The sequence below is a fragment of the Bradyrhizobium sp. 164 genome (assembly GCF_023073715.1).
Lineage (GTDB): Bacteria > Pseudomonadota > Alphaproteobacteria > Rhizobiales > Xanthobacteraceae > Bradyrhizobium.
Genome location: NZ_JADPKA010000063.1, coordinates 75,328 through 91,662 on the forward strand (window position 1 = coordinate 75,328; position 16,335 = coordinate 91,662).

Genomic DNA, 16,335 nt, shown 5'->3' on the forward strand with positions numbered 1-16,335 from the left:
TCCCTAATCCTTGGGAAGAATAGCTCAATCAGATCAGAAGGGAATGGCGTTGTCGGATGTTATCCCGATCTGACCGCGGACGAACTGCAGCGCTATTGAAGCTGCGGCGCTCTCTCGTCGGCAGCTATGAGGAGCTCGGCGCAAGATCGAAGGATTGTACGGCGACGGGATTGACCACGATCATGCTCGACATGGTCGCGGACGAAGCCGAGATGCAGCACGTCTGCTAGGTGCTCGCGGCGAGCGAGATGCTTTCAAGCTCACCGCGCCTCTTCGAATCCTGCCAGCACTGAGGTGAGGTTCGCGCCCAAAATATCCGAGAGATAGCCACCCTCCTGCACGAACACGGTCGGCAGGCCCATCTTCGCGATGGCCTGGCCGATGCGGCGGAAGCCTGGTGTGGTGACGGCCAATCCCTTCAGCGGGTCGTGTTCGGAGGCATCGAGACCAAGCGCGACGACGAGCGCGCTCGGCGCAAACGATTCGATCGCCTTGCGCGCAACGTCCAGCGCCTGCATGTAGCCGTCATCGCCGGTGCCGATGGCGAGGGGAATGTTGAGGTTGGTGCCGAGACCCGGACCCTCGCCGTGCTCATGGGCATAGCCCCACACGAACGGATAATACGCAACCGGATCGGCATGGATCGAGATCGTGTAGACGTCAGGCCGCGCGTAGAAGATGCCCTGCGTGCCGTTGCCATGATGGACGTCGACGTCGAGGATGACGACACGCTCGTGCTTCTGCCGCAGATGCGCCGCCGCGATCGCACTGTTGTTGAGGAAGCAGAAACCGCCCGCCATGTCGCGATAGGCGTGATGGCCCGGTGGGCGGCAGAGCGCATAGGTCGCATCCTCGCCGTCCATCACCATCTGCGCCGCGGTGACCGCGACGTCGGTCGCGGCACAGGCGGCCGCCCACGTGCCCGGCCCGATTGGCGCCGCCGTGTCGGCGGTGTGCCAGCCGAGCTTGCCGACGATATGGGTGGGATAAGTCGCCGCGTGGCGCACCGGATGGATATTGCCGATCATCTCCGGGCCGGAATCGCCGAGCGCCGTCCAGGCCTCCCAGGCTTCGCTCAGGAACGACAGATATTCCGGACTGTGGATGCGCGCGCGGGGCCCTTGCCCGAATTTCGTCGGCTCGACCAGCTGATGCTTGCCGTCCCTCAATCCCTTGAGCAGGCGATCGACGCGCTCGGGCTGCTCGGTGGTGCGCTTGACGAGCCCGCGAACCAGGAAGAATTGCGGATCATGGCTGCGGTGCAGCTCAGTATGGACGGCTTTCACTCGAACACTCCGTGGGGCGCATGCTCTTTGATGTGCCGCAGAGTCTTGGTCCCCGCGGCGGCCAGATGCAAGCCTCCAGGCCGGGACGACGCTATGCTTCTTGTAATCGGCAATGAACATGGTGCCGTTCCGAAGCGGATGGCATTACCGACGCTGCCTTCGGAAGGACCCATGTCGCCCCTCGACTTTCGTCGGAGGTTGTTCCATGCCGCCCAAGCGCGGTCCAGCTGATCATCACCCGCCTGTGATTAAACCTGTAACGACCTTGCAGGCGACCAATCTCCGTAAATTCCCTTACCGGGTTCGACCCGAATGTTTCGCGAATGCCTCGGGTGGTATCAATTTGCCATCCCAATCGCTCCCTACAGGAGGCGTAGATGGTCCAGGTCTACTTTCACTGCTCCAATACCGAGGGCACCCTGATCGATCGCTACGGCGCCGCCGTCTCCAATCTCACCGAGGCCCGCGACCGCGCCGCCCAGATCATGCGATCGATGATTCTGACGCCGAGCAACGAGGACTGGCGCGACTGGGTGATCCACGTCAGCGATGACGACGGCGAGGAGATTTTCGATCTTCCCTTCACCGCCATGCTCGGCAAGCCGCATTGAGGTGATGCCGATGTTGCTCCCTTCACTGAGCCTCCTTCGCCAGCCCCTGAACTTCGTCGCCATGAAATGGCAGACCCTGATCCGGGTCGCCGGCGACCCGTACCGCCCCGAGCTTCACTACATGCGCGGGCCGGGCCCGAAATGGCGTGCCAAGTATCAGGCCAGCCGGTTGAACCGCTCGCTCTGAGCGGTCGCCGCGTCGTCCTTATTCGCTGTGTCTTTCATGGCCGGGCTCGTCCCGGCCATCGACGTTCTTGGGCCGCTTGCGGGAGACCTGGATGCCCGGGCCAAGCCCGGGCATGAGGGCTTGGTAGGCGGTCGCCACCCCGCACCATCCCGCGTCTGCCTCACACCAGCCATGTCGCTCCTCGCTTTGGATGTTCTCGTTGGCGGCAGTGTGCCATTGTCCGCGCGCCTAGCCAGCCAAGACAACCGAAGACAAAGACGACATCATGCCTCACCAGTTCAGCCGCGCCCAGCACATCCGCAAACCCGCAGTCAGAGCCAAGGGCGGCATCGTCGCCGCGCAATCGCGGCGGGCGGCCGAGGTCGGCGCAGAGGTGCTAGCGGCAGGCGGCGACTGTGTCGACGCCGTCGTCGCTACCACCTTCGCGCTGAACGTGCTGGAGCCCTGGATGAGCGGCATGGGCGGCGGCGGCGCGATGGTGCTCTACCGCGCCAAGGACAATCGCTACGAAGTGATCGACTACGGCATGTGCGCACCGCAGAGCCTGCGCGTCGCCGACTATCCGATTACGGGCGAAGGCGCGGCCTCCGACCTGTTCCCCTGGCCGCGGGTAGAGGACGATCGCAACATTCACGGGCCTGGCTCGATCGCGGTGCCCGGCGTCGTCGCCGGCATGGAGGAAGCGCATCGCCGCCACGCCAGGATGCCGTGGAAGGATCTGGTCGCGCCCGCTGCGACGATCGCCGGCGAAGGTCTGCTGGTCGACTGGTGGACGACGCTCATGATCGCGAGCTCCGCCGCTGAGCTCCGGCGCTATCCCGCCAGCGCGGACATCTTCCTGAGGGACGGCCTGCCGCCGAATGCGCCCTGGGGCATCAAGGCCGAGACGCGGCTGCCGCAGGACAAGCTGAAGGCGACGCTGGCCCATCTCGCAGCCGCTGGCCCCCGCGATTTTTACGAGGGTGACCTCGCAAGAAGCATTGCATCCGACATCAAGGCCGACGGCGGCTCGCTATCGACGGAGGATCTCGCCGCGTTCCGCAGCCACCTGCGCGAGCCGCTGGCGATCCCCTATCGCGGCGGCAAGGTGTTTGCGACGCCGGAGCTCACTGCCGGACCGACGATGGCGCATGCGCTACGCCTGTTGCAGCAGAATCTGAAGCCGGGCGGCACACCGGACGCGGCCGCCTACGCCGAATATGCGCTGGCGCTGCAATCGGCCTATCGCCAGCGGCTGGGCGACATGGGCGATGCCGATGGCAAGCGCTCGCTCGGCGCGGAATACCTGGCGCCGGCCTGCACCACCCACTTCTCCGTGGTCGACCGCCACGGCAACATGGCCGCGGTGACGCAGACGCTGCTGTCCACCTTCGGCTCGAAATATGTCACGCCGCACACCGGCATCCCCATGAACAACGGCATCATGTGGTTCGATCCGACACCTGGCACCACCAACTCGCTCGCACCTGGCAAGCGTTGTCTCACCAACTACACGCCCGTCATCGCCGAGACCCCGGATGGCAAGCGCCTCGCGGTCGGCGCCTCCGGCGGCCGCCGCATCCTGCCGGCGGTGATGCAACTCGTCTCCTTTGCGATGGATTTTGGTATGGACCTCGATGCCGCCATCCACCAGCCGCGCATCGACGCCAGCGAAGGCCCGGTCGTTATCGGTGATGCCCGCCTGCCGGCGGACGCGCGCAAGACGCTGGCGGCGCGATTCGACTATCAGGAGACCCAGGTGCAGGCGCTACCGATGAAGTTCGCCTGCCCGAGCGTGGTGATGCGCGAGGGCGAGACCAATTCGGGCGCGGTCGAGATTTTCCAACCGTGGGCCGAAGCGGTGGTGGAAGGCTGAGCGCACGGATGCAATGTGCTAACGCGGATCGAACTGGTGCGCGATTGCGCATCTGCGCGAGCGTCACGACTTCTCCACATTGGCAGGGAACTTACCTGCCCACCGTTCGTTCATTGAACGGACAAATGCGCTCGCCCCAGTGGAGGACATGATGAAGAAACTTGCGCTCGCCGCGTCGCTGATCGTTGCAGCCGGCCTCACATTTGCCGGCCCTGCCCTGGCCAAGGGCGGTCATGGACATGGTCATGGACACGGGCACGGTCATGGCCATGGTCACGCGATGGGCCATCATCACCATGGCACGCCGCCGGGATGGTACCACGGGCGCAAGGTCGGCTGGCGCGGCATGGGCTGCCCGCCCGGCCTGTGGAAACAGGGCCGCTGCTGAACATCGGATCGAGCAAGGCGCTGCCTCGGCGGCGCCTTCTCCAAATCCCTAACCGATCTATATGCCTAACCGATCTCTCATGCGGCCCGCGATGACGGCGCTCGTCACGCCGAGCGGCCAGAACGCGTGCATCGGGATCGGCTTGATGCCCGTGATGGGCATGTCGATCTCCACCTTTGGCCCGCCGATCAGCCTGCGCGCGAGCTGTGCGCCCATCGCGGTGGAGAGCGCAACGCCGCGGCCGTTGCAGCCGAGCGAGATCAGGATGTTCTCCGCGGGCTCATGCACATGCGGATAATGATCGCCGGTGATCGCGAGCCGGCTGTTCCAGCCATGCGTCCAGGCGACGCCCTTGAGCTGCGGCCATAGCCGCTCGGCGTAGCGCATGAGGTAGGCGACGTCGTTCGGCGACTTTATCCAACGCATCGGGCCGCGGCCGCCCATCAACAGGCGGTTCTGCTGATCGATGCGGTAATAGACCGTGATATAGCCGCTCTCGTAGAGCACGGGACGTGTCGGCATGATCGAGCGCGCGACAGCGTCCGAGAGCGGCGCAGTAGCGGCGATCGAGGAAAACACCGGCACGATGGTGCGTCGAAGTGCCGGCCAGAGATCGTCGGTGAAGCCGTTGGTGGCGAGCAGGACTTTTTCGGCATGCACGATCGCGCGCGGCGTCGCGATGCGCCAGCGCGTGCCGTCGCGGCGCAGCGACAGCGCCGGCGTCTCACCAAAAACCCTCGCGCCGGCCGAGATCGCCGCGCGCGCGAGGCCGCGAGCATAGCTGAGAGGATGCAGATCGCCGCCACGCGTGTCCAGCATCGCCCCGATATAGCGATCGGTGCCGGTCATCACGCGCAACTGCTCGCGATTCAGGAATGACACCGGCATGCCGCGGCGGATGCATTGCTGCGCGGTGTTCTCGATCGCGGCGGCGCTGGCCTCGTTATAGGCGGCGCGCAGCGTGCCGTTCTGCCGCGCCTCGCAGGGAATCTGGTAACGGCGGATCAATTCGTGGGTGAAGTTCGTGGTGCCGTAGGAGAAGTCGATCATGCGGCGGCCGAGATCTGCGCCGAAATCGGCCTCGATCTGATCGGGATCGTGCTTCAATCCGGGATTGGTGTGGCCGCCATTGTTGCCGGACGCGCCCCAGCCGGGCTCCTGCGCCTCCAGCACCAATGCCTCGACACCCTGCTCGGCCAGATGCAACGCCGTGGACAGGCCGGTATAGCCGCCGCCGACGATCGCGACGGAGGCGGTGTTGTCGACATCGAGCGGCGGCGTGGCGACGGGCGCGATGGCGGTGTCGGCATAGACAGAGGGCGGCAGAGGCAGGCGCGCGTTCATGGCGAACACCGATCAGAGCGGATGCAGCACACGGCGCAAAAAATCCTGCGTGCGCGGATGCTGGGGTTGGTTGAGCAGCGCCTTGGCCGGCCCCTGCTCGACGATGACGCCGCCGTCGATGAACAGCACGCGGTCGGCGACGTCGCGGGCAAAGCCCATCTCGTGGGTGACGACGACCATGGTCATGCCGTCGTCGGCGAGCTTGCGCATCACGCCGAGGACGTCGCCGACCAGTTCAGGGTCGAGGGCCGAGGTCGGCTCGTCGAACAGGATCGCCTTGGGCTGCATCGCCAGCGCCCGCGCGATCGCGACGCGCTGCTGCTGGCCGCCCGAGAGTTGCGGCGGATGCGCATCGGCCTTCTCGGCGAGCCCGACCTGGGCGAGCAGCGCGCGGCCGCGTTCCAACGCTTGCGCACGCGGCTCCTTCTTCACATACAGCGGCCCCTCGATCACGTTCTCCAGCGCCGTGCGGTGTGGAAACAGGTTGAAGCGCTGAAACACCATCGAGACCCGGGTACGGATGTTCACGATCGACGGCGCGTCGCGGTCGACCTTCAATCCCTCGACGCTGATCTCGCCGCGGTCGTAGCTTTCGAGGCCGTTGATACAGCGCAAAATGGTCGACTTGCCGGAGCCTGATGGCCCGATGATGCAGACCACCTCGCCCTTCTGAACGGAGGCCGTGATGCCCTTGAGCACCTCGACTTTGCCAAAGCTCTTGTGGACGTCATTCAGTTCGATCATCGCTTGCCGGCCCGCTTCTCGAAGTGACGGACCAGCAGGATCAAGGGAATGCTCATGGTGAGATACATCAGCGCAACAAGGGTGAACACGCTGGTGTTCTTGAACGTCGACGAGGCGATCAGCTTGCCTTGCAGGGCAAGCTCGGCGACGGTGATGGTGGAGGCCTGCGAGGAATCCTTCAGCATCATGATCATGACGTTGCCGTAGGGAGGCAGCACGATGCGGACCGCCTGCGGCAGCACAACGCGGCGCATCGTCAGCCACCAGCCCATGCCGATCGACTGCGCCGCTTCGATCTGCCCCTTGTCAATCGCCTCGATGCCGGCGCGGAAATTCTCGGCCTGATAGGCCGAATAGGCGATGCCGAGCCCGAGGATTGCGGCCTGCAAGGCCGACAACGTGACGCCGAGATCCGGCATCACGAAGTAAAGATAGAACAACAGCACGATGATCGGGATGCCGCGGATCACATTGATCAGGCTGGCGCTGAGCATCGACAGCACCTTGATACCCGAGACCCGCATCATCGCCCAGACGAGGCCGAGCACCGTCGAGAGCAGCAGGGAGCCGACCGTGACGATGATCGTCAGCGCGACGCCGTTCAACAGGATCGGGAAGAACTCGACGGCGTCGCGCCAGAAGCCTTTCATCGGCCAGCCTTCATCGATCAACCTTGCGCCTTCAGACCCCATTTATCCAGGATCTTGGCAATGGTTCCGTTGGCCTTGAGCTTCGCGAGCGAGGCGTTGATCTTGCCGAGCAGCGCGGTCTCGCCCTTGCGCACGCCAATGCCGACCGAGCCGACCGTGACGGGCTTGTAGCCGTCGACCAGGCGCACCTCGGGGAAGCCGCCCTGTTTCAGATTGTAGGCGAGGATCGGATAGTCGGCATAGCCGGCCTTGAGGCGGCCCGTGTTCACGTCGCGCAGGATGTCGGGAATGGTGTCGTAGGCTTTGACCTCGGCGAACAGGCCGGACTTCTTCAGCGCGTCAACGAAGGCGGTGCCGACCTGGGCGCCCACGGTCTCACCCTTCAGATCTTCCTGAGACGCATAGGCCTTGGTGTCGCTCTTCGGCACGACGAGGCCCTCGCCGTAAGTGTAGATCGGGTCGGAGAAGTCGACGACCTCCTTGCGCGGGGGCGTGATGAACATCGCAGCGGCGATAATGTCGATCTTGCTCGAGGTCAGCGACGGAATCAGCGCCGAGAACTGCATCGGCTCGATCTGCACGTTGAAACCGGCATCCTTGCCGATCTCGGTGACGAGATCGACCATGATGCCTTGAATGGTATTGGTCTTGGTGTCGAGGAAGGTGAAGGGAATGCCTGTCGGCGTCGAGCCGACTTTCAGCACCTGCTGGGCCGAGGCCGGAGCTGCGGCTGCAATTGCCAATGCCGCGATCGCGGCCAGACCAAAACGCTTCATCGCATCCCCCTTTGGGCCTAGCCGATGGCGGCGCTCGCGAATGTCGCCATCACACGTTGCAGGAGACGTTGCGGGCTACGCCGTTTCGGCCTATTTTCACCGATATGAAAATTTGGTCACACTTTCGCGGCTCGCGCAAGCGGTTTTCATGCACATGAAGGAAGCGGTCTGACGTGAGCGGTGGCAAAAGAATGCGCAAACCGGCCGCGAGGGCGGCGAAGAAGCTAACGGCCAAAGCCAGCACCAAGGCTGCCATGAAACCGGCCGAGCCCGCGATGGACGTCGCGGTTGGCCGCCGCATCAGGGATCTCCGGCACGTCAGGCAGTTTTCGTTGGAAACGGTCGCGGCGCGCACCTCACTTTCGATCGGCTTCCTCAGCCAGATCGAGCGCGGCATGTCGTCACCCTCGCTGCGCGTGCTGGCGACGCTCGCAGACGTGTTCGGCGTCGGCATCGCCGCACTGTTCGGCGCGAGCCCGAGCGCCGACGGCGGATCGGACCAGGTGGTGACGCGCGGGCTTCAGCGGCCCGAGCTGAAGCTCTGGCGCAGCGGCGTCTCAAAGCAATTGCTGAGTCCGGCGAGTGCCGACAACAAGCTCAATCTGTTCCTGGTGCATCTGGAGCCCGGCGGCTCGACGGGCGACGAACTCTACACCCATGATGGCGAGGAGGCCGGGCTCGTGCTCGAAGGTGAGATGATGCTGACGGTAGACAGCGAGACGTGGTCGCTGAAGACCGGCGACAGCTTTCGCTTCGCGAGCCGCCGGCCGCACCGGTTTTCCAATCCTGCGCAGGATGCCAAGGCCGTGGTGCTGTGGGTGAATTGCGTGACGGGGGCGGGGTAAGCCCCGTGTTTCGCCTCTCTCGCCGCACTCGGCGTTGAGAGAAATGAGCCGCGCCGCCTCCACATCGTCATTGCGAGGAGCCCTTGCGACGAAGCAATCCAGAGTGTCGCCACGGAAAGATACTGGATTGCTTCGCTGCGCTCGCAATGACGAGCGGATGGAGCTTCACCCAAACCGATGCGCGTACCGGTCCACCGTCAGCGCGCTGACGTCGATGTCCGGCTTCCGGCCCGACAGCATGTCGGCGAGCACGCGCCCCGAGCCGCAGGCCATGGTCCAGCCGAGCGTGCCGTGGCCGGTGTTGAGGTGGAGGTTGGCGTATTGCGTTGGGCCGATCACGGGCGGGCCGTCCGGCGTCATCGGGCGCAGGCCGCTCCAGAAGGTCGCCTTGGCGAGATCGCCGCCGCGTGGAAACAGGTCGGTCAGCGAATGATCGAGCGTGGCGCGGCGTGCATCGTAGAGCTTGCTCGAATAGCCGGAGATTTCCGCGGTGCCGCCGACGCGGATGCGATTGCCGAGGCGGGTGATCGCGACCTTGTAGCTCTCGTCCATCACGGTGGATTCCGGCGCGCCGGAGGCGTCCTTGATCGGCACCGTGATCGAATAGCCCTTCACCGGATAGACCGGGAGCGAAATGCCGAGCGGAGCCAGGAGCCGCGACGACCAGCTTCCGAGCGCGAGGACGTAAGCGTCTGCCTGCAACAGGCCGGCACTGGTCGCGACACTGCTGACCCGCGCGCCGTCGGTGACGATGCGATCGATGCTCGTGTTGAACATGAAGCGAACGCCGAGCGCCTCGGCATGCTTGGCCAGCGCCTGCGTGAACATGTGGCAGTCGCCGGTCTCATCCTGGGGCAAGCGAAGCCCGCCGACGAACTTCTCCTTCACGCCGCCGAGCGCCGGCTCGACCGCGATGCAGCCCTCGCGGCTCAGCAACTCGAAAGGCACGCCGTACTGCTTGAGCACGGCGATGTCCTCAGCCGTGCCATCGAGCTGCGCCTGATAGCGGAACAGCTGCAGCGTTCCCTGCGAGCGTTCGTCATACTGAATACCGATGTCGCGGCGCAGATCGCGCAAGGAATCGCGGCTGTATTCCGCGATCGGGATCATCCGGCTCTTGTTGACCGCATAGCGCGCGCTGGTGCAGTTGCGCAGCAGCTTGAGCAGCCAGACCCACATGACAGGATCAAGCTTCGGCCGGATCACCAGCGGGCCGTGCTTCATCAACAACCACTTGACGGCCTTCACCGGCACGCCTGGGCCGGCCCAGGGCGAGGAATAGCCGGGCGACACCTCGCCGGCATTGGCGAAAGAGGTCTCCAGCGCCGGCTCCGGCTGGCGGTCGACGACCGTCACCTCATGACCAGCACGCGCAAGATAATAGGCAGAGGTGACACCGATGACACCGCTGCCGAGGATCAAGACTTTCACGCTTCGTCAAACTCCCGCGGCATCACGCGCGCCGCTGCAAGAAGAAACTCCGTGAACCGCGGGAGCAATTATCAGGCCACCTTCTTGATGGCATCGCCGAGGATCGAGACCATCTGGTCGATGTGGCTCTTCTCGACGATGAGCGGCGGCGACATCGCGAAGCTGTCGCCGCTCATGCGCAGGTAAAGCCCGGTGTTGAAGCAGTCGACCATCACGTCATAGCCGCGCGCGCCGATGACGCCGTCGCGCGGCGCGAGCTCGACCGCGCCCATCAGGCCGCAATTGCGGATGTCGACGACGTTCGGCAGCCCCTTCAGCGAATGCAGCGCATCGCGCCAATATTCGGCGATCGACGCGCCGCGCGTGAGCAGGCCTTCATCCTTGTAGATGTCGAGCGTCGCGATGCCGGCGGCGCAGGCGGTCGGATGCGCGGAATAAGTGTAGCCGTGGAACAGCTCCATCTGGTTCTCGGGGCCGACCATCAGGCCGTCATGTACCTTGCGGCTCGCGAACACCGCGCCGCAGGGAATGGTGCCGTTGGTGATGCCCTTGGCCGTCGTCATCAGGTCCGGCGTGACGCCGAAGAAGTTGGCGGCAAACGGCGTGCCCAGCCGGCCGAAGCCGGTGATGACCTCGTCGAAGATCAGGAGAATGCCGTGCTTGTCGCAAATCTCGCGCAGGCGCTGGAGATAGCCCTTCGGCGGCGGCAGCACCGCAGTCGAACCCGGCACCGGCTCGACGATGACGGCGGCGATCGTCTCGCCACCGTGCAGGCCGACAAGGCGCTCGAGATCGTCGGCAAGCTCGGCGCCGTGCTCAGGCTGATCCTTGGCGAAGGCGTTGCGGGTGAGATCGTGGGTGTGACGGATATGGTCGACGCCCGGCAGCAGGGTGGCGAAGGCGCGGCGATTGGCGACCATGCCGCCAACCGAGGTGCCGCCGAAGCCGACGCCGTGATAGCCGCGCTCGCGGCCGATCAGGCGGGTGCGGCTCGCCTGACCGTTGGCGCGGTGATAGGCCAGCGCGATCTTCAGCGCGGTGTCGACCGACTCGGAGCCGGAGTTGGTGAAGAAGACCCGATCGAGGCCCTTCGGCGCGATCTCGGCGAGACGCTCGGCGAAATCGAACGCCAGCGGATGGCCCATCTGGAACGACGGCGCGAAGTCCAGCGTCATGAGCTGGCGCTCGACCGCAGCCGCAATCTGCTTGCGGCCATGGCCAGCATTGACGCACCACAGGCCGGCGGAGCCATCGATCACCTTGCGGCCATCGACGGTGGTGTAGTGCATGCCCTCGGCCGAGGAGAACAGGCGGGGCGCCTTCTTGAACTGACGGTTGGCCGTGAACGGCATCCAGAACGAGTCGGTCTTGATAGTGTTCGGAATCTGATGAAGGGTCACGGCCGCGCTCCTTTGCTGACCTGCCAGCAGAGCCACGGCTTGCAAAGCGCAACAAGTCCTTTTCTGATCAGCTGCAAGCCATTGATTTAATTGGAGCTGCCGGTCCATATTTGCGCGATCCGCAACACTTGCAACACGGACCAAGGCAAGGACCAAGGCATGAGCGTCGACATCGGTGGACGGCTGCGATTCATCCGGGCGCGCAACAAGCTGTCGCAGCGTGAGCTGGCAAAACGTGCCGGCGTCACCAATTCGACGATCTCGCTGATCGAATCCAACCAGATGAACCCCTCGGTCGGCGCGCTCAAGCGCATCCTTGACGGCATCCCGATGGGGCTCGCCGAGTTCTTCGCGCTGGAGCCGGAGTCGAGGCGCAAGATCTTCTACCGCGCGGAGGAACTGACCGAGGTCGGCAAGAAGCCGATCTCCTACCGGCAAGTCGGCGACAATCTGTTCGGCCGCAGCCTCCAGATCCTGAAGGAGCGCTACGAGCCCGGCAGCGACACCGGGCGCGTCCACCTCGTCCATGACGGCGAGGAAGGCGGCATCGTGATCTCCGGAAAGCTCGAAGTCACCGTGGAGGACGAGCGGCGCATCCTCAACCCGGGCGATGCCTATTATTTCGAGAGCCGCCGCCCGCATCGCTTCCGCTGCGTCGGCGGCAAGCCGTGCGAAGTGATCTCGGCCTGCACGCCACCGACGTTCTGATACGGGCGGTTCGCCCCCTCTCCCGTTTGCGGGAGAGGGTTGGTGAGAGGGTGTCTCCGCCGAAAGATTCTCTCTGCGGAGAAAGCCCTCACCCGGCGCTTCGCGCCGACCTCTCCCGCAAGCGGGAGAGGTCAAGAAGAAGCCTCAACGCTGCGTCAGCAACTCCTCGATCCGGATCGGGAAGCGGCGGACACGCACGCCGGTCGCATGCCAGACCGCGTTGGCGACCGCGCCGGCGCTGCCGGTGATGCCGATCTCGCCGACACCCTTGATGCCCAGCGCATTGACGTGGGGGTCATGCTCCTCGACCGTGATCACGTCGAGCGGCGGCACGTCGGCATTCACGGGGATGTGGTACTCGCCGAGATTGGCGTTCATGATGCGGCCGGTACGGCGGTCGGTGATGGCCTCCTCGTGCAGCGCGAAGGACAGACCCCAGATCATGCCGCCGAACAGCTGGCTCTGCACCATCCGCGGATTGACGATGCGTCCCGCCGCGAAGGCGCCAACCATGCGGGTGACCCGGACCTGACCCAGCTCGGGATCGACCTTCACCTCAGCGAACACCGCGCCGTGGGCATGCATGGCGAATTCCTCCAGCGCCGCAGGGTTCGGCGCGCCGGTGCCGCGCGCCTCGACCTCGGAGATGCCAGCGCGGGCCAGGATCTCGGCATAGCTCTCGCCACGGCTTTCGTCGTCGCGTCGAAACAGCTTTCCGTCGCGCGCAACTACGCCGGCATTGCCGGCGCCGAACAGCGGCGAGCGCTCGTCATTGGTGGCGAGATCGGCGAGCTTTGCAATCACGGCCGCCCCGGCGCTATGGATCGCCGCACCCGCGGTCGCCGTGTGCGCCGAGCCACCAGCGATGCCCGCGTCGGGCAGGTCCGAGCTACCGGCCTTGAATTCCACGCGGTCGATGTCGAGCCCGAGTTCGTCGGCCGCGATCTGGGCCAGCGCGGTCCAGGCGCCCTGCCCCATGTCATGCGCGCCGATCTCCATGGCGCCGGAGCCATCACGGCGGATCACCGCGCGCGCTTCGGCCTGGAACATCAGCGCCGGGAAGGTCGCGGTGCCCATGCCCCAGCCGACCAGCAGGCCGGCACCGTCGCGCATCTGCCGTGGCGGCAGCGGACGCTTCGCCCAGCCAAACCGCGCCGCGCCCTGCTCGTAGCAGGCGCGCAGCGCCTTGGACGAGAACGGTTTTCCGGTGATCGGCTCGACCTCGGCATAGTTCCTCAGGCGGAAAGCGAGCGGATCCATGCTGCAGGCCCAGGCCATCTCGTCGATCGCACTTTCGAGCGCGATCGATCCCGTCGCCTCGCCAGGCGCGCGCATGAACAACGGCGTGCCGGTGTTGACGCGGACCGCGTCATGTGTGGTGCGGATTGCAGGCGCCGCATAGAGCGTGTGCGAGGCATCGGCCGCGGGCTCGTAAAAATCATCGAACGTGCTCGATACGGTTCTGGCGTGATGATCGAGCGCGGTCAGGCGCCCCTCGCCGTTCGCGCCGATGCGCAGCCGCTGGCGCGTCGGCGCACGGTGACCGACCGGGCCATACATTTGCTCACGGCGCAGCACGAGCTTGACCGGCCTGCCGACCAGCTTCGCCGCCATCAAGCCGAGGATCTGCGGACCGGTCAAGAATCCCTTCGACCCGAAGCCGCCACCGAGAAAGGGGCTGCGGATGTGAATCTTCTCGGGCGCGAGGCCGAACAGCTCGGCGACGCGCGCGCGGGCCATCACCATGGCCTGGCTCGGCGTGTCAATGGAGAGTGTATCGCCGTCCCAATGCGCCACGATCGCGTGCGGCTCCATCGCGTTGTGATATTGCGGCCTCGTCTCGTAAACCGCGTCGATCTGCTTCTCGGCAGAGGCAAGGCCCGCCTCGACATCGCCGTGGTGATGCGCCGCGGGGTTGCCGACGCCGACCACCGGCGGCACGAAGCTTTCGCCGGCGTCGAGGCCGACAAGCGGGGGCAGCGTCTCGTATCGCGGCGCCAGCAGCGCCGCGCCTTCCGTTGCGGCCTCCAGCGTCTCCGCGATCACGACGGCGATCGGCTGGTTGGCGTAGCGGACCTCATTGCTCTGCAACACCTCCATCCGAAACACGAACGGGTTGGTCTTGATGTCCGGGTCGATCGCGAGCGCTGGCTTGTGGTCGGGGGTCATGACGTCCACGACGCCGGGATGGCGCTTGGCGGCGGCGACGTCGAGCGAGATCACGTGACCCCGCGCGATACTGGCCACGGCCATCACCGCAAACAGCATACCGGGCGGATGATTGTCGGCGGCATAGGTCGCTCGCCCCGTGACCTTGAGGACGCCGTCACGGCGCGTCAGCGGTTGGCCGATATTCGAGCCGTGGCGCAGATGGGCGGGCGCACTCGTGAGATTGAGCTCAGGCATGGACGGCTCCGGAAGTCGAAGCAAAGGGAGAGGCCGGCAGCGCCGGCAGGCGCGCGGGCGTGCCCGCCGCGGCCAGGGTCAACGCGCGCACGAGAATACGGCGCGCGAGCTCGATCTTGTAAGCATTGTCACCGGACGGCTTTGCATCAGCGAGCGCGCGCCAGGCGGCGTCCCGGAAGGCGTCGGCCGTGGGCGCGACACTCCTGAGAACGTCCTCCGCGGCGCGGGCACGCCAGGGCTTTGCCGCGACGCCGCCAAGCGCAAGCCGCGCCTCGGCGATCTTGCCGTTCTCGATCCGCAACGCGGCCGCAGCCGATACCACGGCAAAGGCATAAGACGTACGCTCACGAACCTTGAGATAGCGCGCATGCGCGGCAAAGCTGCGCGCCGCAGGCGGCAGGCGCAGCGCAATGATGAGGTCGTCGGGTTCGAGCGCCGTATCGCGCTCCGGGGTGTTGCCGGGCAGGCGGTGCAGTTCGTCGAGCGCGATCTCGCGCCGGCCGGTCCTGCCCTCGATCTCGACAACGGCGTCGAGTGCGACCAGCGGGACGCAGAAATCGGACGGATGCGTGGCAATGCAGCTCTCGCTCCAGCCGAGCACGGCGTGACTGCGGTTCTCGCCGTCGCGGGCGTTGCAGCCGCGGCCGGCCTCGCGCTTGTTGCAACGGCTCGCCGTGTCATAGAAATACGTGCAGCGCGTCCGTTGCAAGAGATTGCCGCCGACCGTGGCTGCGTTGCGCAACTGCGCGGATGCACCGGAGAGGAGCGCTTCGGCGACCGCGGGATACGATCTCGCGAATTCGGAATCATGCGCGAGATCGGCGTTGCTGACGAGCGCGCCGACGCGCAACGACCCGTCGGCGAGACGTTCGATCCGATCGAGTCCATCAAGATGCGTGACGTCGACGAGACGATTCGGACGGCTGACGCCGCCCTTCATCAGATCGAGCAGATTGGTGCCGGCGGCGAGATAGACGGCGCCCGGCTGGGCCGCGGCGGCAATGGCCTCGGCAACCGTGCCGGGCCTGACATAATCGAACGGCTTCATGCGGAGCGCCTCTGATTGGATTCGTCCATGCGTGCTTGTGCGTCAAGCACGGCATCGACGATGCCGGCATAGGCGCCGCAGCGGCACAGATTGCCGCTCATGCATTCGCGGATGCGCTCGGGATCGTTGCCGGCCTGCGCTTCACTCATCATGCCGATGGCGCTCATGATCTGGCCGGGCGTGCAGAAGCCGCACTGGAAGCCGTCGTGGGCGATGAAGGCGGCCTGCACGGGATGAAGCTGGTCGCCGCGCGCAACGCCTTCAATGGTGAGAATGTCGGCGCCATCATGACTGATGGCGAGCGCGAGGCAGGAATTGATGCGCTTGCCGTCGACGAGAATGGTGCAGGCGCCGCACTGGCCGCGGTCGCATCCCTTCTTGGTTCCGGTCAGATGGAGGCGCTCACGCAGAAGATCGAGCAGCGTGACGCGCGGGTCGTCGAGGTCGAAGTCGCGCCGCACACCGTTCACGGTGAGGCTGATGGAGTGGTTCATACAAGGCTCCGATCAGATTTGGTCATGAGTCATCGCGCAGCGTGCCACCGCCGTGGCCGCGGCCGATACACATCGGCCAGGCGGGAGCCGGGCCAACACTCGAGGGAAGATACGGAGGCACCCTCCGCTTAACAAGGGCCGTCGCGAAAATATTGGAATTCG

General features: G+C 65.4%; 16 protein-coding genes and 1 pseudogene. 7 read left to right on the forward strand and 10 right to left on the reverse strand.

The genetic code is table 11. The features are described 5' to 3' along the window. Positions 1-113: 113 nt before the first annotated feature. Positions 114-230, forward strand: a pseudogene (locus IVB01_RS19845) (LLM class flavin-dependent oxidoreductase); the annotation flags it as partial. A 30-nt stretch (positions 231-260) separates the two neighbouring features. Here IVB01_RS19845 and IVB01_RS19850 read toward each other — a convergent pair. Further along, the gene (locus IVB01_RS19850) at positions 261-1,286 is read right to left on the reverse strand and encodes a histone deacetylase family protein (RefSeq protein WP_247280824.1); all 1,026 of its coding nucleotides are present in this window, start codon (positions 1,284-1,286) and stop codon (positions 261-263) included. Positions 1,287-1,663: 377 nt separating this feature from the next. On the opposite strand from IVB01_RS19850, the gene IVB01_RS19855 reads away from it, so the two are divergent. From IVB01_RS19855 to IVB01_RS19870, 4 genes are all read left to right on the forward strand, one after another. Beyond that, positions 1,664-1,897, forward strand: coding sequence for a hypothetical protein (locus tag IVB01_RS19855; protein ID WP_091884042.1), 234 nt, complete (start codon positions 1,664-1,666; stop codon positions 1,895-1,897). Between the two features lie 10 nt (positions 1,898-1,907). Continuing rightward, complete coding sequence (locus IVB01_RS19860) at positions 1,908-2,084, forward strand: hypothetical protein (RefSeq protein ID WP_247280825.1); 177 nt, start codon at positions 1,908-1,910, stop codon at positions 2,082-2,084. A 265-nt stretch (positions 2,085-2,349) separates the two neighbouring features. Continuing rightward, on the forward strand, positions 2,350-3,939 hold the full coding sequence (locus IVB01_RS19865) for a gamma-glutamyltransferase (RefSeq protein ID WP_247280826.1): 1,590 nt from the start codon (positions 2,350-2,352) through the stop codon (positions 3,937-3,939). A gap of 148 nt (positions 3,940-4,087) precedes the next feature. Further along, the gene (locus IVB01_RS19870; protein WP_247280827.1) at positions 4,088-4,327 is read left to right on the forward strand and encodes a hypothetical protein; all 240 of its coding nucleotides are present in this window, start codon (positions 4,088-4,090) and stop codon (positions 4,325-4,327) included. A gap of 57 nt (positions 4,328-4,384) precedes the next feature. On the opposite strand, the gene IVB01_RS19875 is transcribed toward IVB01_RS19870, so the two are convergent. Genes IVB01_RS19875 through IVB01_RS19890 form a run of 4 tightly spaced genes read right to left on the reverse strand, consistent with a single transcriptional unit; the run spans position 4,385 to position 7,841 of the window. Further along, positions 4,385-5,671, reverse strand: a complete 1,287-nt coding sequence (locus IVB01_RS19875) for an FAD-binding oxidoreductase (RefSeq protein ID WP_247416105.1) — start codon at positions 5,669-5,671, stop codon at positions 4,385-4,387. A gap of 12 nt (positions 5,672-5,683) precedes the next feature. Then, a complete protein-coding gene (locus IVB01_RS19880; protein ID WP_247280829.1) occupies positions 5,684-6,415 on the reverse strand; it encodes an amino acid ABC transporter ATP-binding protein in 732 nt (243 codons plus the stop codon). Beyond that, positions 6,412-7,065: an amino acid ABC transporter permease gene (locus tag IVB01_RS19885; protein WP_247280830.1), complete on the reverse strand. Its 654-nt coding sequence runs from the start codon at positions 7,063-7,065 to the stop codon at positions 6,412-6,414. The genes IVB01_RS19880 and IVB01_RS19885 overlap by 4 nt, the downstream gene beginning before the upstream one ends. Positions 7,066-7,082: 17 nt before the next feature. Further along, on the reverse strand, positions 7,083-7,841 hold the full coding sequence (locus tag IVB01_RS19890; RefSeq protein ID WP_247280831.1) for an ABC transporter substrate-binding protein: 759 nt from the start codon (positions 7,839-7,841) through the stop codon (positions 7,083-7,085). A 191-nt stretch (positions 7,842-8,032) separates the two neighbouring features. On the opposite strand from IVB01_RS19890, the gene IVB01_RS19895 reads away from it, so the two are divergent. Next, positions 8,033-8,686, forward strand: a complete 654-nt coding sequence (locus tag IVB01_RS19895) for a cupin domain-containing protein (protein ID WP_247449016.1) — start codon at positions 8,033-8,035, stop codon at positions 8,684-8,686. A 165-nt stretch (positions 8,687-8,851) separates the two neighbouring features. Here the strand turns inward: IVB01_RS19895 and IVB01_RS19900 are convergent, their stop codons facing one another. Next, a complete protein-coding gene (locus IVB01_RS19900) occupies positions 8,852-10,117 on the reverse strand; it encodes a D-amino acid dehydrogenase (RefSeq protein ID WP_247280833.1) in 1,266 nt (421 codons plus the stop codon). A gap of 71 nt (positions 10,118-10,188) precedes the next feature. Beyond that, positions 10,189-11,517 carry an aspartate aminotransferase family protein gene (locus IVB01_RS19905; protein WP_247280834.1) on the reverse strand — a complete coding sequence of 443 codons (1,329 nt, stop codon included), beginning with the start codon at positions 11,515-11,517 and terminating at the stop codon, positions 10,189-10,191. A gap of 159 nt (positions 11,518-11,676) precedes the next feature. Here IVB01_RS19905 and IVB01_RS19910 point away from each other — a divergent pair, with 159 nt between their 5' ends. After that, a complete protein-coding gene (locus tag IVB01_RS19910; RefSeq protein WP_247280835.1) occupies positions 11,677-12,225 on the forward strand; it encodes a cupin domain-containing protein in 549 nt (182 codons plus the stop codon). A gap of 144 nt (positions 12,226-12,369) precedes the next feature. Here the strand turns inward: IVB01_RS19910 and IVB01_RS19915 are convergent, their stop codons facing one another. Genes IVB01_RS19915 through IVB01_RS19925 form a run of 3 tightly spaced genes read right to left on the reverse strand, consistent with a single transcriptional unit; the run spans position 12,370 to position 16,173 of the window. Further along, positions 12,370-14,631, reverse strand: coding sequence for a xanthine dehydrogenase family protein molybdopterin-binding subunit (locus IVB01_RS19915; protein WP_247280836.1), 2,262 nt, complete (start codon positions 14,629-14,631; stop codon positions 12,370-12,372). Beyond that, positions 14,624-15,679 (reverse strand): xanthine dehydrogenase family protein subunit M, encoded by a 1,056-nt coding sequence (locus IVB01_RS19920; RefSeq protein ID WP_247494770.1) that lies wholly within the window; start codon positions 15,677-15,679, stop codon positions 14,624-14,626. Before IVB01_RS19920 ends, IVB01_RS19915 begins: the two co-directional genes overlap by 8 nt. Continuing rightward, the gene (locus IVB01_RS19925) at positions 15,676-16,173 is read right to left on the reverse strand and encodes a 2Fe-2S iron-sulfur cluster-binding protein (RefSeq protein ID WP_247280838.1); all 498 of its coding nucleotides are present in this window, start codon (positions 16,171-16,173) and stop codon (positions 15,676-15,678) included. The genes IVB01_RS19920 and IVB01_RS19925 overlap by 4 nt, the downstream gene beginning before the upstream one ends. Positions 16,174-16,335: the final 162 nt, after the last annotated feature.